This window comes from Streptomyces sp. NPDC041108 (genome assembly GCF_055592645.1).
The window spans coordinates 221,237-241,214 of the sequence record NZ_JBVIYK010000005.1; the positions used below are offsets into that span (position 1 = coordinate 221,237).

16 protein-coding genes and 1 riboswitch are annotated in these 19,978 nt (G+C 71.0%); of the genes, 12 read left to right on the plus strand and 4 right to left on the minus strand.

The window, feature by feature from the left end; genetic code table 11:
* The first annotated feature begins 48 nt into the window (after positions 1–48).
* The 5 genes from qcrC (at position 49) to ACZ6BB_RS16730 (ending at position 6,589) form a co-directional block, all read left to right on the plus strand.
* The gene (qcrC, locus tag ACZ6BB_RS16710; RefSeq protein ID WP_471615910.1) at positions 49–858 is read left to right on the plus strand and encodes a cytochrome bc1 complex diheme cytochrome c subunit; all 810 of its coding nucleotides are present in this window, start codon (positions 49–51) and stop codon (positions 856–858) included.
* Positions 855–1,913, plus strand: a complete 1,059-nt coding sequence (gene qcrA / locus ACZ6BB_RS16715; protein WP_471615911.1) for a cytochrome bc1 complex Rieske iron-sulfur subunit — start codon at positions 855–857, stop codon at positions 1,911–1,913. The genes qcrC and qcrA overlap by 4 nt, the downstream gene beginning before the upstream one ends.
* Positions 1,910–3,550, plus strand: coding sequence for a cytochrome bc1 complex cytochrome b subunit (gene qcrB / locus ACZ6BB_RS16720; protein ID WP_471615912.1), 1,641 nt, complete (start codon positions 1,910–1,912; stop codon positions 3,548–3,550). The genes qcrA and qcrB overlap by 4 nt, the downstream gene beginning before the upstream one ends.
* A gap of 134 nt (positions 3,551–3,684) precedes the next feature.
* Entirely contained in the window at positions 3,685–4,749 is a 1,065-nt protein-coding gene (gene trpD / locus ACZ6BB_RS16725) for an anthranilate phosphoribosyltransferase (protein ID WP_471615913.1), read from the plus strand.
* A 242-nt stretch (positions 4,750–4,991) separates the two neighbouring features.
* A riboswitch (SAM riboswitch) is annotated at positions 4,992–5,107 on the plus strand.
* Positions 5,108–5,227: 120 nt separating this feature from the next.
* The gene (locus ACZ6BB_RS16730; RefSeq protein WP_471615914.1) at positions 5,228–6,589 is read left to right on the plus strand and encodes an aminotransferase class V-fold PLP-dependent enzyme; all 1,362 of its coding nucleotides are present in this window, start codon (positions 5,228–5,230) and stop codon (positions 6,587–6,589) included.
* 37 nt (positions 6,590–6,626) lie between these two features.
* Here ACZ6BB_RS16730 and ACZ6BB_RS16735 read toward each other — a convergent pair whose 3' ends face one another.
* Together ACZ6BB_RS16735 and ACZ6BB_RS16740 are read right to left on the minus strand one after the other, a co-directional pair.
* Positions 6,627–6,908, minus strand: a complete 282-nt coding sequence (locus ACZ6BB_RS16735) for an Lrp/AsnC family transcriptional regulator (protein WP_005478309.1) — start codon at positions 6,906–6,908, stop codon at positions 6,627–6,629.
* Positions 6,905–7,660, minus strand: coding sequence for a rhomboid family intramembrane serine protease (locus ACZ6BB_RS16740; RefSeq protein ID WP_471615915.1), 756 nt, complete (start codon positions 7,658–7,660; stop codon positions 6,905–6,907). Before ACZ6BB_RS16740 ends, ACZ6BB_RS16735 begins: the two co-directional genes overlap by 4 nt.
* 198 nt (positions 7,661–7,858) lie before the next feature.
* Between ACZ6BB_RS16740 and ACZ6BB_RS16745 the strand changes: the two genes are divergently transcribed.
* The 5 genes from ACZ6BB_RS16745 to ACZ6BB_RS16765 all read left to right on the plus strand — a co-directional run bounded on the left by ACZ6BB_RS16745 (position 7,859) and on the right by ACZ6BB_RS16765 (position 13,431).
* Positions 7,859–8,098, plus strand: a complete 240-nt coding sequence (locus ACZ6BB_RS16745; RefSeq protein WP_383889656.1) for a hypothetical protein — start codon at positions 7,859–7,861, stop codon at positions 8,096–8,098.
* Positions 8,099–8,131: 33 nt separating this feature from the next.
* Positions 8,132–9,475 carry an NYN domain-containing protein gene (locus tag ACZ6BB_RS16750; RefSeq protein WP_471615916.1) on the plus strand — a complete coding sequence of 448 codons (1,344 nt, stop codon included), beginning with the start codon at positions 8,132–8,134 and terminating at the stop codon, positions 9,473–9,475.
* 260 nt (positions 9,476–9,735) lie between these two features.
* Positions 9,736–10,773: a C40 family peptidase gene (locus tag ACZ6BB_RS16755; protein ID WP_471615917.1), complete on the plus strand. Its 1,038-nt coding sequence runs from the start codon at positions 9,736–9,738 to the stop codon at positions 10,771–10,773.
* Positions 10,774–11,086: 313 nt separating this feature from the next.
* Complete coding sequence (locus tag ACZ6BB_RS16760) at positions 11,087–12,118, plus strand: C40 family peptidase (protein WP_471615918.1); 1,032 nt, start codon at positions 11,087–11,089, stop codon at positions 12,116–12,118.
* A 98-nt stretch (positions 12,119–12,216) separates the two neighbouring features.
* Positions 12,217–13,431, plus strand: coding sequence for a Cif family virulence factor (locus ACZ6BB_RS16765; RefSeq protein WP_471616159.1), 1,215 nt, complete (start codon positions 12,217–12,219; stop codon positions 13,429–13,431).
* A gap of 189 nt (positions 13,432–13,620) precedes the next feature.
* Here the strand turns inward: ACZ6BB_RS16765 and ACZ6BB_RS16770 are convergent, their stop codons facing one another.
* Entirely contained in the window at positions 13,621–14,859 is a 1,239-nt protein-coding gene (locus tag ACZ6BB_RS16770) for a glycosyltransferase 87 family protein (protein WP_471616160.1), read from the minus strand.
* 167 nt (positions 14,860–15,026) lie between these two features.
* Between ACZ6BB_RS16770 and ACZ6BB_RS16775 the strand changes: the two genes are divergently transcribed.
* Positions 15,027–16,169 carry a glycosyltransferase family 4 protein gene (locus ACZ6BB_RS16775; protein WP_471615919.1) on the plus strand — a complete coding sequence of 381 codons (1,143 nt, stop codon included), beginning with the start codon at positions 15,027–15,029 and terminating at the stop codon, positions 16,167–16,169.
* 143 nt (positions 16,170–16,312) lie between these two features.
* Positions 16,313–17,950, plus strand: coding sequence for a GMC oxidoreductase (locus ACZ6BB_RS16780; protein ID WP_471615920.1), 1,638 nt, complete (start codon positions 16,313–16,315; stop codon positions 17,948–17,950).
* A gap of 17 nt (positions 17,951–17,967) precedes the next feature.
* Here the strand turns inward: ACZ6BB_RS16780 and ACZ6BB_RS16785 are convergent, their stop codons facing one another.
* The gene (locus ACZ6BB_RS16785) at positions 17,968–19,764 is read right to left on the minus strand and encodes an AMP-dependent synthetase/ligase (RefSeq protein ID WP_471615921.1); all 1,797 of its coding nucleotides are present in this window, start codon (positions 19,762–19,764) and stop codon (positions 17,968–17,970) included.
* Positions 19,765–19,978 lie beyond the last annotated feature (214 nt).

The window sequence follows — 19,978 nt, forward strand, 5'->3', positions numbered from 1 at the left end:
ACCCTTCCAGAAGCACCGACGCAGAAGATCCTGACACCGGGGTAATCCGTGAAAAAGCTCTCCGCACGACGACGCCATCCGCTGGCGGCGGTCGTCGTCCTATTCATCGCGTTGGCGGCCTGCGCGGGGCTGTACACCGCCTTCGCCCCCGCGGACAAGGCGCAGGCCGACGAAACCGCCCAGACCCTCACCATCGAGGAGGGCAAGAAGCTCTACGCCGTAGGCTGCGCCAGCTGCCACGGCACCGGCGGTCAGGGCACCTCCGACGGTCCGCCCCTGGTGGGTGTGGGCGCGGCAGCCGTCGACTTCCAGGTCGGCACCGGCCGTATGCCGGCCCAGCAGCCGGGCGCGCAGGTCCCGAAGAAGAAGGTCATCTACTCGCAGGCCGAGATCGACCAGCTCGCGGCGTACATCTCGTCGCTGGGTGCCGGCCCGGAGATCCCGACCGACAACGAGTACAACCCCGAGGGCGCGGACATCGCCGAGGGCGGCGAGCTCTTCCGGACGAACTGCGCTCAGTGCCACAACTTCACCGGCAAGGGTGGTGCGCTGTCCGAGGGCAAGTACGCGCCGAGCCTTGAGGGTGTCGACCCGAAGCACATCTACGAGGCCATGCAGACGGGCCCGCAGAACATGCCGTCCTTCCCCGACACCACGCTGTCGGAGGAGAACAAGAAGGACATCATCGCGTACCTCGACGCGGTCAACAGCGACGACACCGTGGAGCCCGGTGGCCTCAGCCTCGGCGGACTCGGCCCGGTCAGCGAAGGCCTCTTCGGCTGGGTGTTCGGGCTCGGCGCGCTGATCGCCGTCGCCGTCTGGGTCGCCGCTCGGACCGCAAAGGCCAAGAAGTCATGAGTAGCCAAGAGATTCCAGAAGAGAACCTGCCCACCGAGCAGGCAAACGCCCATGGTGCGGTGCAGGTCGCGGACGAGAAGAACCCCTTCGCGGACCCCGGCCTCCCGCCCCACGAACACCGTGTCCAGGACATCGACGAGCGGGCCGCGAAGCGGTCCGAGCGGACGGTCGCCCTGATGTTCACGGTGTCGATGCTGGCCACCGTCGCCTTCATCGCCTCGTACCTGGTGATCGATGTCGACAAGGCGGTCTACATCTGGCCGATCGGTCACATCAGCGCGCTGAACTTCGCGCTGGGTATGACGCTGGGCCTGTCGCTGTTCTGCATCGGCGCTGGCGCGGTCCACTGGGCCCGCACGCTGATGTCGGACGTGGAGGTCGCCGACGAGCGCCACCCGATCGAGGCCCCGCCCGAGGTCAAGGCGAAGGTCCTGGCGGACTTCGCGGATGGTGCCAAGGAGTCCGTGCTCGGCCGTCGCAAGCTGATCCGCACCACGATGTTCGGCGCGCTGGCCCTGTTCCCGCTCTCCGGTGTGATGCTGCTGGGCGGCCTCGGTCCGGCGCCCGGCACCAAGCTGCGGCACACCACCTGGGCCAAGGGCAAGAAGCTCCTCAACATGAACACCAACGAGCCGCTGCGTCCCTCGGACGTCGCGGTCGGGTCGCTGACCTTCGCCATGCCGCAGGGCCTGGACGAGCACGACCACGACTTCCAGAAGAACATCGCCAAGGACGCCCTGATGATCGTCCGGATCCAGCCGGACGACATCAAGGACAAGCGCGAGCTGGAGTGGTCCCACGAGGGCATCGTGGCGTTCTCGAAGATCTGCACCCACGTGGGCTGCCCGATCTCCCTGTACGAGCAGCAGACGCACCACGTGCTCTGCCCCTGCCACCAGTCCACCTTCGACCTCGCCGACGGCGGCCGGGTCATCTTCGGCCCCGCGGGTCACGCCCTTCCGCAGCTGAGGATCACCGTCGGTGAAGACGGCTACCTCGAAGCGGTCAGCGACTTCGATGAGCCCGTCGGTCCTGCCTTCTGGGAGCGCGGATGAGCACTACGACCACCACCGGCTCGCGCGACAAGCGCGAGAAGGCACCGGCCGGCGAGCGCGTCGCCGACTGGGCCGACGGCCGGCTCGGGATCTACTCCCTGGCCAAGTCCAACATGCGCAAGATCTTCCCCGACCACTGGTCGTTCATGCTGGGTGAGATCTGCCTGTACAGCTTCATCATCATCATCCTCACGGGTGTGTACCTGACGTTGTTCTTCCACCCGTCGATGAACGAGGTGGAGTACCACGGCCCGTACGTCCCGCTGCAGGGCCAGCTGATGTCCGAGGCGTTCAACTCGACCATGCACATCTCGTTCGAGGTGCGCGGTGGTCTGCTGATCCGGCAGATCCACCACTGGGCGGCGCTGATCTTCCTCGCCGGCATGTTCGTGCACATGATGCGCGTGTTCTTCACGGGCGCGTTCCGCAAGCCGCGTGAGGTCAACTGGCTGTTCGGCTTCCTGCTGTTCGTCCTCGGCATGTTCACCGGCTTCACCGGTTACTCGCTCCCGGACGACCTGCTCTCCGGCACCGGTGTCCGCTTCATGGAGGGCGCGGTCCTGTCCGTGCCGATCGTCGGCACGTACCTGTCGTTCTTCCTCTTCGGCGGGGAGTTCCCCGGCGGCGACTTCGTGGCCCGTTTCTACTCGGTCCACATCCTGCTGCTGCCGGGCATCATGCTCGGCCTGTTGGTGGCGCACCTGATCCTGGTCTTCTACCACAAGCACACGCAGTTCGCGGGCCCCGGAAAGACGAACAACAACGTCGTCGGCATGCCGCTGCTCCCGGTGTACATGGCGAAGGCCGGAGGCTTCTTCTTCCTGGTCTTCGGCGTCATCGCGGTCATCTCGGCGATCGCCACGATCAACCCGATCTGGACCATGGGTCCCTACCGGCCGGACCAGGTGTCCACCGGCGCCCAGCCCGACTGGTACATGGGCTTCTCCGAGGGCCTGATCCGTGTCATGCCGGGCTGGGAGGTCAACTTCTGGGGTCACACGCTCGTCCTGGGCGTGTTCATCCCGCTGGTGATCTTCCCGCTGGTCCTGGCGGCGATCGCGGTCTACCCGTTCATCGAGTCCTGGATCACCGGCGACAAGCGCGAGCACCACATCCTGGACCGCCCGCGCAACGCCCCGACCCGTACGGGCTTCGGCGTCGCGTGGATCACCTGGTACATGGTCCTGCTGATCGGTGGTGGAAACGACCTCTGGGCGACCCACTTCCACCTGTCGATCAACTCGATCACCTGGTTCGTCCGGATCGCGTTCTTCGTGGCCCCGGTCGTCGCGTTCGTCGTCACCAAGCGCATCTGCCTCGGCCTGCAGCGCCGGGACAAGGACAAGGTGCTGCACGGTCGCGAGACCGGCATCATCAAGCGTCTGCCGCACGGTGAGTTCATCGAGGTCCACGAGCCGCTCAGCCAGGAGCAGCTGCACACGCTCACGGCGCACGAGCAGTACGCGCCGGCCGAGATCGGTGCCGCGGTCGACGAGAACGGTGTCGCCCGCAAGATCACGCGCCTGTCGAAGCTCCGCGCCAAGCTGAGCAAGGGCTACTACGGCGAGGACAGCCAGATCGCCAAGCCCACCGTCGAGGAGTACAAGGAGATCACGAGCGGCCACGGCCACCACTGATCGTCCCGCTTCGCCACACCACGGTCGAAGGGCCCCCGTCCGATCTTCGGACGGGGGCCCTTCGCCGTGCCCGGGGCTGGATAGGGTGGGGTTCACCTTCTTCCACGTCTCGTCTACGACACCCAGGAGCGGCTATGAGCGCTGTGACCCCCGCTGGAGGCGACACCGCGGCGGGCCGTTCCTGGCCGGCGGTCCTGAACGCGCTGCTGTCCGGGCACGACCAGGACGCCGGCGCCACCTTCTGGGCGATGGACCAGATCATGCGCGGCGAGGCGACGGACGCGCAGATCGCCGGGTTCGTGGTGGCGCTGCGGGCCAAGGGGGAGACCGTCGACGAGATCACCGGCCTCGTCGACGCGCTGTACCAGCACGCCAATGTGATCGAGGTGGCCGGGGAGACCGTCGACATCGTCGGCACGGGCGGGGACGGCGCCAAGACGGTCAACATCTCCACGATGTCGTCGATCGTCGTCGCCGGTACGGGCGCGAAGGTCGTCAAGCACGGCAACCGGGCCGCGTCGTCGGCGTCCGGGGCGTCCGACGTGCTGGAGAAGCTGGGCGTCAATCTGGAGCTGACGCCGAAGCGGGTGGCCGAGGTCGCGGAGGAGGCCGGGATCACCTTCTGCTTCGCGGTGAAGTTCCATCCGGCGCTGCGTCATGTGGCCGCCGCGCGCGGGCAGTTGGGCATCCGGACGGTCTTCAACGCGCTCGGGCCGCTGGCCAACCCGGCGAAGGTGCGGGCCCAGGCGGTCGGGGTCGCCGACCCCCGGATGGCGCCCATCATGGCCGGTGTCTTCGCCGGACGCGGCAACTCCTCACTGGTCTTCCGCGGTGACGACGGGCTCGACGAGCTGACGACGACGGCGACCTCACGGGTGTGGGTCGTCCGGGACGGCAAGGTCACCGAGGAGGCGTTCGATCCGCGCGACGTGGGGCTGGAGCTGGTGCCCGTGGAGGCGCTGCGGGGGGCCGACGCCTCGTACAACGCGGATGTCGCGCGGCGGTTGCTGGGCGGGGAGACCGGGCCGGTGCGGGATGCGGTGCTGTTGAACTCGGCGGCTGCGTTGGTGGCGTTGGAGCCGACGTCGGCTTCGCTGGCGGAGCAGCTGCGCGGTGGGATGGAACGGGCCGCGGAGTCGATCGACTCCGGCGCGGCGCGGCAGGCTCTCGAACGGTGGGTCGCGGCCACCAACCGGTAGTCCTTCGGGCGCGGGTCCGGTGGGGCGGGGGGAAACGCGCGGGGCGCAGCCCCTGCTTTTCAGGAGTGCGGGGAACTGCGCGAGAAGCCCCACGGGACCCGCACCCGCTGACGAAGCCGCGCGAGAAGCCCCACCGGACCCGCACTCGTCGGCGAAACCCGCGCCCCCGACCCCTCAGGCCCCATCCCGCCATCCGGACACGAGTTGCGGCGCGACGATCACCTCGCGTACGTTCTGGTTCAGGTCATGAGTGACAGCCCATAGCCCCGGCTGGCTGTCCGGCAACCCTCCTTCCGTGGCGGGGTGCCCCGGGTGAAGACCGGGCCGTAGGCAGCGAGGTCTACGGCAAGCGCGGCTTCGAGGGAGTTCTTCCGTGAGCAAGCGAATGCGATAGGGCCGCCGAGCCCCGCCTCCGCGCACCCTTTTCTCTCTTTCCTCCGCATGCCTCGCTTCGGCATGCCCCTCACGGGAGTTCGCCATGTCTGTCTCCACCCTTGCCGCCGACCAGTCCGTTTGTGCCCCGCTGCCCGTTCTGGGGCGAGATGTCACCGTCCCGCTCGTCACCGGTGGCGAGGTCACCTACGCCGCCCTCGACTACGCCGCCAGCGCCCCGGCCCTGCAGCGCGTCTGGGACGACGTGGCGGCGTACGCGCCGTACTACGGGAGCGTGCACCGGGGCGCCGGGTACCTCTCCCAGCTGTCGACGGACCTCTTCGAGAACGCCCGGAAGACCGTCGCCGAGTTCCTCGACTGCCGGGCCGACGACCAGCTGATCTTCACCCGCTCGACGACGGACTCCCTGAACCTCCTGGCCGAGGCCCTGCCCACCGACTGCCAGGTCTTCGTCTTCGAGACCGAGCACCACGCCTCGCTGCTGCCCTGGCGGGACGCGCGGGTGACGTACCTGGACGCGCCCCGGACGCCGGAGCAGGCCGTCGCCGCCCTGGAGACCGCCCTCGCGGCACGCGACCCGTACGGGCCGGCGCTGGTGTGCGTCACCGGTGCCTCGAACGTCACCGGGGAGATCTGGCCGGTGCGGGAGCTGGCGGCGGCCGCGCACGCGCACGGTGCGCGGATCGTGCTGGACGCGGCCCAGCTCGCGCCCCACCACCCCGTCTCCGTACGGGAGCTGGACGTGGACTGGGTCGCCTTCTCGGGGCACAAGCTGTACGCGCCGTTCGGGTCCGGCGTGCTCGCCGGGCGCGCCGACTGGCTGCGCGAGGCCGACCCGTACCTCGCGGGCGGCGGTGCCAGCCGCAAGGTGACCCGGCGGACGGACGGCGGCGTGGACGTCGAGTGGCACGAGAGCGCCGCCCGCCACGAGGCCGGCTCGCCCAACGTCATCGGCGCCTACTCCATCGCCTCCGCCTGCAAGGCCCTCACCGAGGCCGGGTTCGACACCCTGGTCGCCCGGGAGCGGTATCTGATCGACACCGTACGGGCCGGGCTCGCCGAGGTGCCCGAGGTGCGGACCCTCACCCTCTTCGGCGACGACGCCCCGCGCGTCGGAGTCCTCTCCTTCGTCGTCGAGGGCTGGAACAGCTCCCACTTCGCCGCCGCCCTCTCCGCCGAGTACGGCATCGGCGTACGCGACGGCCTCTTCTGCGCCCACCCCCTCGTCCGTACCCTCCTCGGCACCGACCCGCAGACCCAGGGCGAGTGCGGCGCCCCCGAGGCGGCCCCCGGCGAACGTTCCCTCAACGCGATCCGGGTGAGCTTCGGAGCGGGCACCCCCGACGAGCACGTGGAGCGGTTCCTGGGAGCGGTCAAGGAGCTGGTGCGGGACGGCGCGCGGTGGAACTACCGCACGGAGGACGGCCGTTGCGTCCCGGCGGTCTGACCGCCACCGCCGGTGCGTCCGGCCGCGCGAGAGGCCGCTAGCCGTCCAGCCCGATGGCGAATGCGGCCTCCAGGTCGTGCTGGGAGTAGGCGCGGAAGGCGACGTGCGTGTCCGTGCCGAGAACGCCCGGGATCTTGCTGATACGGCCGGGGATCACGTCCGCGAGGTCCTCGTGCTCCTTCACCCGGACCATGGCGACCAGGTCGTACGTACCGGTCACGGAGAACACCTCGGTCACGGAGTCGATCGCGGCGATCGACTCCGCGATCTCCGGAATCCGGTCCACGCTGGTCTTGATGAGGACGATCGCGGTGATCACGGCTGGTTCTCTCCCTCGGGGGCCGGAGCAGGGACGTTCTTCGACGCGTCCGCTGGCGGTTTCACTCTAGCCCTACGGCCGTAACGCCCCCACGCGTAGACGAACCCCAGTCCGAACCCCACCAGGTGCGCCAGATAGGCGACGCCCGGCCCCGAGGTCTGCCGTCCCGCCGCCAGCCACTGCAGGCTCACCCAGAACGGCAGGGTCACCCACGCCGGGAACCGCAGCGGGAGGAAGAAGAGGAACGGCAGGAGGCTCGTCACCCGCGCCCGGGGGAACAGGTACAGGAACGCGCCGAGGACCGCCGAGATCGCCCCCGAGGCGCCGACCAGCGACTGGGGCGACCCGGCGTGCGCCGCCGCGTACGCCACCAGCGCGAGGTAGCCGCAGCTCACGTAGAACAGGGCGAACGCCACCCGGCCCATGCGTTCCTCGGCCATCGCCCCGAAGACGAAGAGGAAGAGCATGTTGCCCAGCAGGTGCAGCCAGCTGCCGTGGACGAAGAGCGCGGTGAGGGGGGTGAGCGCCGCACGCGGGGCGCCGCCGAAGAGTTCCACGGGGACGACGCCCCAGCGGTGGAAGTACGCCCGTTGCGCCGCGAGCAGCTCGTCCCCGGTGCCGTACACGGGGTTGACGCCCGCCGCCGGTCCGATCAGGAAGATCGCGCAGCAGACGGCGATCAGTCCGTACGTGACGGGCGCCGACTCGTTCCGTACGGCCCGGGCGGCCGGGGTGACCCACTTGCCGATCATGCGCAGAGCATGACGTAACCGGACCCACCAGCACAGACCGCCTCGCCGCCGGCGCGGATCGGGCGCCTCGCCGGAACCGTTCGGCGCCGCCGCCGTGGGCGAACAGGCGTCCGGTGCCGGTCAGGCCGTAGGGTTACGAGCCACAAGCACCGGGACGCCGGCGCTTCACGGAGACTGGAAGAAGGAAGAGCAGCCACGATGACGGTTCCCCTGCCGACGGACACCACCCGCTGGCGCTGCACGCTCTGTGGCAATCTCACGCGGTTCGACGTGACCCGCTCGTCGAAGGTCGTCGAGTACGTGCACCTCGACCTCGCCGGGCAGCCCAACGTCGAGGAGCGCGAGGTGGTCAGTGAGACCATCGAGTCGGTGCGCTGCCGCTGGTGCAACGCCGTGGACCAGGTGGAACTCGTGGACAGGCCGGACGCCGACTCCTGAGGGAGCCGGTCCGCACAGACATTGGGGTGACGGATGGTGGAGACCGCAGGCGGGGGGCCGGGCGACGGCGCCGCCGAGGTGCTCGACCGTCCGCTGCCCGAGGGCGTGCGCAGACGGGTCGTGCAGATCGTCTCGGACGGCTTCGGCGGCCTGACCGTCGGCGAACTGCCCGCACAGCTCAGGCAGTACGCCCGGTTCACCCCGACCCGCCGGGTGAAGTTCGCCGGGAACGCGATGGCGGCAGCCGTGGAGAGCGACACGCTGTTCAGACAGCGGATCGGCGAGCGGTTCCGTGAGGCCCACCCGGAGCTGGCCGGCGCCCTCGACACGGGCGCGCCGCCGCCGGCCGCGGACCCCCTGGACGTGGCGGCCGCGGCCTACGTGCTGCGTCCCACCGGCTGGGTCAAGCTGGTCGCCGCCGCCGGTGAGGAGGCCCTGCGGGCCGACGCCGAGCGCGCCGACGAGGAGAGCCGGGCCGAGCTGGACCGGCTGCGCGAGCAGCTCGCCGAGGCCCGCGCCCACACCAAGTCCGAGACGGAGCGGCTGCGTACGGAGCTGGAGGCGGCGCGGAAGGAGGCCGACTCCCTGCACCGCAAGCTCCGGGCCGCCCTCAGCGACGTCAAGCGGGGCGAGGCCGCCCTGCGCAAGCTGCACGCCGAGACGGAGACCGTGCGCGCCGAGAGCCACGCCCAGGTGTCCGCGGCCGAGAGCGAGAGCCGGCGGCTCAAGGCGAGGCTCGGTGAGGCGGAAGCCGCCCTGGAGGCCGCCCGGCGGGCCGCCCGGGAGGGCCGCAGCGTCGAGGACATGCGCGTACGGCTGCTGCTCGACACGGTGCTGGACGCGGCCCAGGGGCTGCGGCGGGAGCTGGCGCTGCCGCCGGTCTCCGTACGGCCCGCCGAGACCGTCGACGCGGTCGAGCCGGGGCGGATGACCCCGAAGGACATCGCCGCCCGCGCCCTGTCGGAGAACGACCCGGCGATCCTGGACCAGTTGCTGGCGCTGCCGCAGGCGCATCTCGTCGTCGACGGCTACAACGTGACCAAGACCGGCTATCCGCAGATGCCGCTGGAGAAGCAGCGCCTCAGGCTCCTCGGACAGCTCTCCCAGCTCGCCGCGCAGACCGGTGCCGAGGTCACCTGTGTCTTCGACGGGGCCGAGCTGGCCGCGCCGGTGCTGCTCGCGCCGCCGCGCGGGGTGCGGGTGCTGTTCTCCAAGCCGGGTGTCACCGCCGACGAGTTGATCCGTCAGCTGGTGCGGGCCGAGCCGCCCGGCCGGCCCGTCATCGTCGCCTCCACCGACCGCGAGGTGGCCGACGGGATCGCCAAGGCGGGCGCCCGTCCGGTGGCGTCCGCGGTGCTCCTCAAGCGGCTTTCCTGACCATTCGGAGCCGTCCGCCCGTAACGGCAACGAACAGGCGCTATGCCCGAATTGACGGAACTGTTGCGCAACGTAGCGTCAACCGGGCATTACTGGATGTGTGTTGAGTGTAAATTGTGCGCCGTGGGGTGGGAATTTTCCTGTGGGGGATTTGAAGTGATCACCATTGGGTCACTAGGGTCTGGGCTCAAACCTCTGAACGGGTGATCGTCGCCGGAGTCCCCGCCGGCCGGTCGCTCCTATGAAGGAGTTCACCTACCGTGGCGTCCCACCGTCGACCGAAGCAGCCGAGCCGAGCGCGTGTGACCGTGCTCACCACCGCTGCCGCCGCTGCCGTGGCCATCTCCTCGCAGGCCGCCAACGCCGCGCCCTCGGAGAAGCCCAGCAAGGACGAGGTCAAGGCCAAGGTCCACAAGCTCTACGAGGACGCCGGGCGGGCCACGGACAAGCTCAACGGGGCCGAGGAGAAGCAGGAGAAGCTCGAGAAGGAGATCTCCGCGATCCAGGACAACGTCGCCAAGGGTCAGGAAGAACTCAACGAGCTGCGTGAGGGCATAGGTCTGGCGGCCAGCGCCCAGTACCGCTCGGGCGGCATCGACTCCTCGATCCAGCTCTTCCTCTCCGCCGACCCGGACGACTACCTGGACAAGGCCGCCACGCTCGACCAGCTGACCAGCCAGCAGGTCGACGCGCTCAAGAAGATCCAGGACAGGCAGCGCGCGCTCGCGCAGCAGCGCCAGGAGGCCACGGAGAAGCTGGAGGACCTCGCGGACACCCGCGAGACCCTGGCCAAGAAGAAGAAGGAAGTCCAGAACAAGCTGGCCGCGGCGAACAGGCTCCTCAACAGCCTGACGGCCGCGGAGAAGGCGTCCCTGGACGAGCAGGAGACCCGCGCGAGCCGCGACGCCGGGGACCGCGTCGAACTCGGCGACGAGGCGCCCGCCTCCAGCTGGGGCGCCGCCGCCCTCGCCGCCGCGGACACGCAGCTCGGCAAGCCCTACGTCTCCGGCGGCAGCGGCCCCAACTCCTACGACTGCTCCGGGCTGACCCAGTGGGCGTACGCCCAGGCCGGTGTGTCGATCACCCGGACCACGTACACGCAGCAGAACGACGGTACGAAGATCGGCCGCGACCAGCTCATGCCGGGCGACCTGGTGTTCTTCAACAACCTCGGTCACGTCGGCCTGTACGCCGGCAACAACACCGTCATCCACGCCCCGTATCCGGGCAAGGTCGTCCGCTACGAGTCGATGGACACCATCGGTTCCTTCCAGTTCGGTGTCCGCGTCGTCGGCTGACACTCCCGCGCCTGAAGAAAACGGGGCCGACCGTCACACCGTGTGACGACCGGCCCCGTTCTTCTTCAAGATCAGGACACAGTGCCGCCCGAACGGGCGAATTCCCTCATCTCGCGCTGACCCCTTTCCCCGCCGGTGACCTGGGTCCCAGCCCTGACGTCACGCTGTGTGGTCGCCGAGGTCTTTGGCTGTGACACGGTCACGCGGCTACTGTCGGCCGCGCCTCCCTCACCCGCCGTGAGCACGCCCCCGGCGGGGCCGTCCCCCGGCCACGGGAGGGCCCTGTCCGTCGTCGAAGGGAGTGCGGCTTCCCGTGGTGTCCCACAGTCGCCTTGTACCGTCCGGGTTCGACCGGGGCGCGGCCGCCGCCCTCGGTGTGCTGTCCGCCGCTGCCGCCGCCCTCGGCGCCATCCCCGTCCAGCAGGCCGCCGCCGCGCCGCACGACACCACCCGGGCCGAGGTGGACCGGCTGTACGAGGAGGCCGAGCGGGCCACCGAGGCCTACAACAAGGCCGACGAGCGCGCCGACGAGCTGCGCGAGCAGGTCGGTACCGCGCAGGACTCGATCGCCCGCCAGCAGGACCGCGTCAACGCCATGCGGGAGTCGCTGGGTTCGCTCGCCGGCGCCCAGTACCGCTCCGGCGCCGTGGACCCCTCGATCGCGCTGCTGTTCTCCGACGACCCGGACGACTACCTCGACACGGCAGCCGCCCTGGACCGCATCAGCGTCCACCAGGCGGGCGAACTCCACGACCTGCGGCAGGCCATGCGCGAACTCTCCCAGGACCGTGCGGAGGCCGGCGGCAAGCTCGCCGAGCTGGAGAAGAACCGCAAGGCCGTCGCCGAGCACAAGCGGGCCGTCGAGGGGAAGCTCGCGGCGGCCCGCCGGCTGCTCAACTCCCTCCCGGACGAGGAGCGCGCCGCGTACGACCGGGCCTCCCGCTCCACCGCCTCCGGCCGGACCGGCATGCCCGACCCCTCCGCGGCCGTGGCACCCAACGGCCGCGCGGCCGCCGCCGTCGCCGCCGCCCGCTCCGCGCTCGGCAAGCCGTACGTATGGGGCTCCACCGGGCCCCACGGCTTCGACTGCTCCGGCCTGATGGTCTGGTCGTACGGACAGGCCGGTGTCGGCCTGCCACGCACCTCGCAGGCCCAGCGGTACGCCGGCACCCAGGTGCCGCTCTCCCAGGCCCAGCCCGGTGACATCGTCACCTACCGGCCCGACGCCAGCCATGTCGGCATGTACGTCGGCAACGGCCAGGTCATCCACGCCCCCTACCCGGGCGCCCCGGTCCGCCACGACCCCGTCGGCATGATGCCGATCGCCTCGGTCACCCGTCCCTGACCGCGGCACGGTCCCGGCCGCCCCGCCGGCCGGCGACCGGGGCCCCGTACGATCGGAACGTGGCTGGTCGAAGGCGCACGACACGTGACGGGTCCGGGGTGCTCCCGGGCCCCGGACGGGTCCTCCCGGCGGCCGCGCTCGCGCTCGCCCTCCTCGCCGGCTGCGGGGGGCCCGCGGCGCCCGACCCGGACCGCGCCGACGTGCGGCGGATGCTCGACCGCCGCGCCACGGCGGTGCTGGAACGGGACGGGGCGGCCTACCGCGCCACCGAGGCGGCTTCCCCCGGCACCGGTCAACTGGCCACCGGAGAGGCCGAGTTCACCAACCTCCGCGGCCTGCCGCTGGCCTCCTGGTCCTACGACCTCACCACCTTCCACCGCTCCGGCGACCGGGCCACGGCCGAGGCCGCCCTCCGCTACCGGATACGCGGCTACGACCGGGCGCCCGTCACCGCCGCACGGACGCTGAGCCTCGTCCGGGACGATGACGGGAAGTGGCGGGTCGCCGCCGACGAGCCCTCGGAGGAGGGCACCGAGCAGCTGTGGGAGCAGGGGCGGATACGGGCCGTGCGCGGGGCGCACAGCCTCGTGCTGGGGGTCGGGCGGCCGGCGGCGGACCTACGGGAGTACGTGGCGCTGGCGGACCGGGCCGTGCCCGCCGTCACGAAGGCGTGGGGCGGGGACTGGGCGCGGCGGGTCGTGGTGGTCGTCCCCGAGTCGCTGGAGGAGATGGCGGGGCTGCTGGGGGCGCCGGCGTCCGGGTACCGGGGGATCGCGGCGGTCACCACCGGGGAGGCGGGGGGCGCGGCGAAGGCCCCGGCGGACCGGATCGTCGTCAACCCCGACGCGTACGCCCTGCTCGGCGACCTCGGCAAGCAGGTCGTCCTCACCCACGAGACGACCCACGTCGCCACCCGCGCCCATACCGACGCGTCCACCCCTCTCTGGCTCTCCGAGGGCTACGCGGACTGGGTCGGTTACCGCGGTACCGGCCGCACGGCCGCCGACGTGGCCCCCGAACTGCGGCGCGCCGTCGCGGACGGCAGGGCCCCGGCCGACCTGCCCGCCGATTCCGACTTCGGCTTCTCCGGCGACTCCGGCCGGCTCGCCGAGGCGTACGAGGGGGGCTGGCTGGCCTGCCGCATGATCGCCGACCGCTGGGGCGAGGCCCGCCTCGACGCGTTCTACCGGGCGGTCGGTGCGCACGCGTCGCGGGAGGGGGCGGTGGAGGGGGCGCTGCGGGAGGTGCTGGGGACGACGGCCGGGGACTTCACGGGGCGATGGCGGGAGTACATGCGGGTCCAACTGGGGTGAGGTGGGGGTGCGTGGTCGAGTGCGGGTGGCGGGCCGGACAGGCGCGGGGCGCAGCCCCGGCCTTTCAGGGGCGCGAAGAACTGCGCGACCAGCCCCCACCGGACCCGCACCCGACACGCACCACCGGACCCGCACCCGACCACGCACCCCCGGACCCGCACCCGACCACGCACCCCCGGACACCGCCGCTCAGGACCCCAGCCGCTCGGCCGCGCGGGCGCCCCGGCCCGGCACGGGTTCCGGCACGGGCCCCGGCACGGCCCCCGGCACCGTCTCCCGCCACAGCCCCACCGCCGCGAGCAGCGCCGCGAGCACGAGCAGGCCGTTGCGGACGAGGAGGAGCGTGACGCCCAGCCAGTCGCTGGCCACGACACGGTCGAACCAGATCGGAAACTCCAGGACGGTCACGAAGGACGCCCCCAGGACCAGGGCGGCGGGCAGACCCATACGGCTCGCCCGGAAGCAGAGGCACACCGCGGCGAGGCCGACCAGCCACACCATGTACTGCGGGCTGATCACCCGGCTCGTGACCGTGAACATCAGCACCGCCACGAACGCCGCGTCCGCGAGCGTGTGCGGCGCGAACCGCCGGGCCCGCGCCCGCCACAGCAGCAGCCAGGCGAACGCCACCCCGCTGAGCAGCAGGGCCGCGTCGCTCACGGTGTCCACATGCTCGCCGAGGAACTCCACCGAGCCGTAGTTGAGCAGCACCTCGCCGTCCCAGCCGAACTGCCGGGCCACGTGGAGGACGAGGGCGCCCAGCGACTCCACCTCGGTGCCCCGGTCCCGCTGGAACGTCAGGAAGGCGAAGGCGCCGGGCATGGAGACGGCGAAGAGGGCGGCCACCGTGAGGCCGGTGCCCACCGCCCACGCCCAGGTCGTACGCCCGCGCGCGCCCAGGAGCAGCAGCGCCGGCCAGACCTTCAGCAGGGCCGCGAAGGCCGTCAGCGCCCCCATCGCGCGCGGATGGCGGCTCCCGGCGAGGAGCGCGGCGACCGCCACCGCCGTCACCATCACGTCGTAGCGGGCGTACGCGGTCGGGCCGAGCAGCGGCAGGCCCACCGCCCACACTCCCGCGCCGCGCAGGGTCTTCCCCGGCCGGGTGCCCGCGTACAGGAGCAGCGCGAACACCGTCAGGTCGGCGAGGAGGGCGAGGACGAAGAACGCCGACGCGTAGTCCAGGAACGGCAGCAGCGCGGGGGAGAGGATCGCGAGGGCGGCGGCGGGCGGGTACTGCCAGGTGACATCGCCCTGGGGATACGTTCCCGTGCGCAGGGTCTCGTACCAGCCGTGGTAGATCACCGAGACGTCGCCGGTGACGTCCGGGCCCGGGAAGACGTACACCTTGAAGACGAACAGCAGCAGGAGCAGCCGGGTCGCGGCCCAGAGCGTGAGCAGTCCCGACGGCAGCCGTCGCGAGCCCGTCATGTCCTTGTGAGCCACGTGAGTCCCTGTCCGTCCGCCCCGCGTTCCGCGTCTGTGAGGGACATGATCCCCCGCCTGCCTGTGAAGCGGCCGTGCGACGTGGCCGGGGCCGGGGCCGGGGCCGAGGTGCCGGGGCGGGTGCCGGCGGCGGTTCGGTAGGGTCGGCGGCGATGCACAAGACCCTGATCGTCACCAACGACTTCCCGCCCCGGCCCGGCGGTATCCAGGCGTTCCTGCACAACATGGCGCTGCGGCTGGACCCCGAGCAGGTCGTCGTCTACGCCTCGACGTGGAAGCGGAGCCGTGAGGGCGTCCGGGCGACGGCCGACTTCGACGCCGAGCAGCCCTTCACCGTCGTACGCGACCGGACGACCATGCTGCTGCCGACGCCCGCCGTCACCCGCCGCGCGGTCTCGCTGCTGCGGGAACACGGCTGCACGTCGGTCTGGTTCGGCGCCGCGGCCCCGCTCGGTCTGATGGCCCCCGCGCTGCGCCGGGCGGGCGCGCGGCGGCTGGTGGCCACCACGCACGGCCACGAGGCGGGCTGGGCACAGCTGCCCGCCGCCCGGCAGCTGCTGCGGCGGATCGGTGAGGGCACGGACACGATCACCTACCTGGGCGAGTACACCCGCTCCCGGATCGCCGCGGCGCTCACGCCGGACGCGGCCGGGCGCATGGTCCGGCTGCCGCCCGGTGTCGACGAGAAGACCTTCCATCCCGGTTCCGGCGGCGCGGAGGTCCGGGCCCGGCTCGGGCTCACCGACCGCCCGGTCGTCGTGTGTGTCTCCCGGCTGGTGCCGCGCAAGGGGCAGGACACACTGGTCCGCGCGATGCCCGGCATCCTGGCGAAGGAGCCGGAGGCGGTGCTGCTGATCGTCGGCGGCGGACCGTACGAGAAGGAGCTGCGCCGGCTCGCCGACGAGACGGGGGTCGCCGGCCACGTCCGGTTCACCGGTGCCGTCCCCTGGGCCGAGCTGCCCGCCCACTACGGCGCCGGTGACGTCTTCGCCATGCCGTGCCGCACCCGCCGGGGCGGACTGGACGTGGAAGGGCTGGGGATCGTCTACCTGGAGGCCTCCGCGACCGGACTGCCCGTCGTCGCGGGCGACTCCGGCGGCGCCCCCGACGCCGTCCTGGACGGCGAGACCGGCTGGGTCGTACGCGGCGGCTCCCCGGAGGAGGCCGCCGACCGCGTCACCACCCTCCTCGGCGACCGGGAGCTGCGGGAACGCATGGGGCAGCGGGGGCGGGAGTGGGTCGAGGAGAAATGGCGCTGGGACCTGTTGGCGGAAACTTTGAAATCGTTGCTGTAGCCCCGCGCGGGGTGCGGGGAAGCGTGCGACCAGCCACAAGACGACCGGAAGTCGTCTTCCGGGATCACCCCGTACCCCGATAGTGGGCGAGCGCCCCGGACGAGCCCCTAGCCGGAGCCCGAGAATCCGCACATGCTGCGCACATGACAGCAAAACTGATGCAGCGTCAGCTGACGAGACGTCACATCCTCGGTATGGCCGCTCTCCAGACCGCGGCCGGCCTCGGCCTCACCCGCATCGGCCTCCAGTCCGCCCGGGCGGCCGAGCCCGACGCGGTCGACAACGCCCCCGCGATCGTCATCGGCTCCGGCTACGGCGCCGCCGTGGCCGCCCTCCGCCTCGGCCAGGCCGGTATCCGCACCCTCGTCCTGGAGATGGGCCGGGCCTGGACGACCCCCGGCGCCGACGGCAAGATCTTCTGTTCGACCAGGGAACCGGACGAGCGGTCCATGTGGTTCAAGACCCGGACCGAGGCCCCGCTCGCCACCTTCCTCTGGCTGGATGTCGTCAACCAGGAGATCAGCCGCTACCCCGGCGTCCTGGACCGCGTGCGCTACGCCAACATGTCGGTCTTCCTGGGCCGCGGTGTCGGCGGCGGCTCCCTGGTCAACGGCAGCATGGCCGTCACCCCGCTCCAGTCGTACTTCGCCGAGCAGTTCCCGACCGTCGACACCGCCGAGATGTACGCCACGTACTTCCCGCGCGCCCGCTCCATGCTCGGCGTCAGCACCGTCGACCCCGCGTGGTTCGAGTCCACGGAGTGGTACCGCTTCAGCCGGGTCTCCCGCGCCCACGCCGAGAAGGCGGGGCTCAGGACCACCTTCGTGCCGAGCGTCTACGACTTCGGCCACATGCAGCGCGAGGCCGCCGGCACCGCGACGAGGTCGGCCCTCGCGGGAGAGGTCATCTACGGCAACAACCACGGCAAGAAGAGCCTCGACAAGACGTACCTCGCCGCCGCCCTCGGCACCGGCAACGTCACCATCCACACCATGGAAAGGGCCAGGGGCATCCGCCGGCTGGGCGACGGGACGTACGTCGTCACCGCCGACCGGATCGACGCCACGGGCGCGGTCGTCGAGACCAAGGAGTACGGCTGCACCTACCTGTTCCTCGGCGCGGGCAGCGTCGGCACCACCGAACTCCTCGTACGCGCCCGGGCGAAGGGCACCCTGCCCGCGCTGAACGCCAGTGTCGGCGCCGGCTGGGGCTCGAACGGCAACGTGATGCTCGGCCGGGCCAACCACCTGTGGGACACGGTCGGGGCGAACCAGTCGACGATGCCGGTCATGGGCATCGACGACTGGGCCAACACCGCCAACCCCGTCTTCGCCGAGATCGCCCCGCTGCCCACCGGCCTCGAACACTGGGTGAGCCTCTATCTGGCGATCACCAAGAACACCGAGCGTGCCTCCTTCACCTACGACGCCGCGAGCGACTCGGCGAAGCTCGGCTGGAGCGCCGCCCAGAGCGCGGTCTCCTCGTCCATGGCCAAGAAGCTCTTCGACCGGATCAACTCCGCCAATTCCACGATGTACCGGTACGACCTGTTCGGTTCGTCCAACAAGGTGTTCGCCGACGACTTCACGTACCACCCGCTGGGCGGCTGCGTGCTGGGCAGGGCGACCGACGACTACGGGAGGGTGAAGGGGTACTCGAACCTGTACGTCACCGACGGCTCGCTCGTGCCCGGCTCGATCGGGGTGAACCCGTTCGTCACGATCACCGCGCTCGCCGAACGCACGATGGCGCGGGTCCTCGTGGAGGACACCGCGCCATAGTCGTCGTACGTGTCTGACTACTTCTGGTAGATCGCCTCGATCTCGTCCGCGTAGTCCTTGGCCACCACGTTGCGCTTGAGCTTCAGGGACGGCGTCAGGTGCCCCGTCTCCTCCGTGAACTGGGAGGGCAGAATGCGGAACTTCCGCACCGATTCCGCCTTCGACACCGCGGCGTTGCCGTCGTCGATCGCGGCCTGCACGGCCGCGTTCAGATCGGCGTCCGCGCTCAGCGACGCCGCGGTGGAGCCCGCGGGCTTGCCGTGCTCGGCGGCCCAACGGCCCAGGAACTCCTCGTCGATGGTGACCAGCGCGCCGACGAACGGCCGTCCGTCGCCCACCACCATGCACTCCGCGACCAGGGCGTGCGCCCGGATCCGGTCCTCGATCACGGCCGGGGCGACGTTCTTGCCGCCCGCGGTGACGATGATCTCCTTCTTGCGGCCCGTGATGCTGAGATAGCCGTCCTCGTCCAGGGTGCCGATGTCGCCGGTGTGGAACCAGCCGTCGGCCAGCGCCTCCTCGGTCGCGCCCGGGTTGTTCCAGTACTCCTTGAACAGGTGTTCGCCGTGCAGCAGCACCTCCCCGTCGCCCGCGATCCGGATGACGGAACCCGGCAGCGGCTGCCCGACCGTACCGATCTTCTGTCGGTCCCAGGGGTTGAACGCGGTGGCCGCACAGGACTCGGTGAGGCCGTAGCCCTCCAGGACCGTGAACCCGATGCCCCGGAAGAAGTGGCCGAGACGCTCGCCCAGCGGGGCGCCGCCCGAGATCGCGTACTCGCCCTTGCCGCCGAGCACCGCGCGCAGCTTGCTGTAGACGAGCCGGTCGAACACCTTGTGTTTGATCTTCAGGCCGAGGGCCGGACCCGACGCGGTGTCCAGCGCCCTGCTGTACGCGATCGCCGTGTCCGCGGCCTTGTCGAAGATCTTGCCCTTGCCGTCGGCCTGCGCCTTGGCCCGCGCCGAGTTGTAGACCTTCTCGAAGACCCGCGGCACCCCGAGGATCAGCGTCGGCCGGAAGGAGGCCAGCTCGTCGGTGAGGTTCTTGATGTCGGGCACGGTGCCCAGCTTGATCGGCGCCATCATCGGCGCGACCTGCACGAGTCGTCCGAAGACGTGGGCGAGCGGGAGGAAGAGCAGGACCGAGCACTCGCCCGTGCGGAAGAGGGGCCGCAGCCGCTCCACCACGTTCCCGCACTCGGCGAAGAAGCTGCGGTGGGTGAGCACGCAGCCCTTCGGGCGGCCCGTGGTGCCGGAGGTGTAGACGATGGTCGCCGGGTCGTCGGCCTTCGCCAGCGAGCTGCGCTCGTCGACGGCCGCGTCGGAGACGTCCTGGCCGAGGCGGCCCAGCTCCTCCACCCCGCCGCCCTCGATCTGCCACACGTGCTTCAGCGCGGGCAGCCGGTCGCGCACCGACTCTACGGCGGCCGAGTGCCCGTCCAGCTCCACGATCATGGCGGTGGCGCCCGAGTCGGAGAGGATCCACTGCACCTGCTCCGGCGAGCTGGTCTCGTACACCGGCACGGTCACCGCGCCGGCCGTCCAGATCGCGAAGTCCAGCAGGGTCCACTCGTACCGGGTGCGGGACATCAGCGCGACCCGGTCGCCCGGCTGCACCCCGGCGGCGATGAGCCCCTTGGCGGCCGTCCGCACCTCGGCCAGGAACCGGACGGCGTCGACGTCCTGCCAGACGCCGTCCACCTTGCGGGCGATGACGGCGACATCGGGGTGCTGCGCGGCGTTTCTACGGACGATGTCCGTCAGATTGCCGTCCGTCGGGACCTCGTACAAAGCCGGAAGGCTGAACTCGCGCAAGACTGCTGCTCCTCATAGGGCGCCGGCGCCACGACTCTGTGTGCTGCGACGGTGCGGTCCAAGGACGGGAGAGCGCTCAGGTCCGCCTTTTATCGTTCCTACTGGTTGAAAACCTGAGCACAACTGGACTGCCCGGACGTTACCCGTCGGTATGGCCTCTCCGCGAGGGGGGCCGGGTGAGATGTTCTTCGAGTCACACACGGGGGGTTCCCGA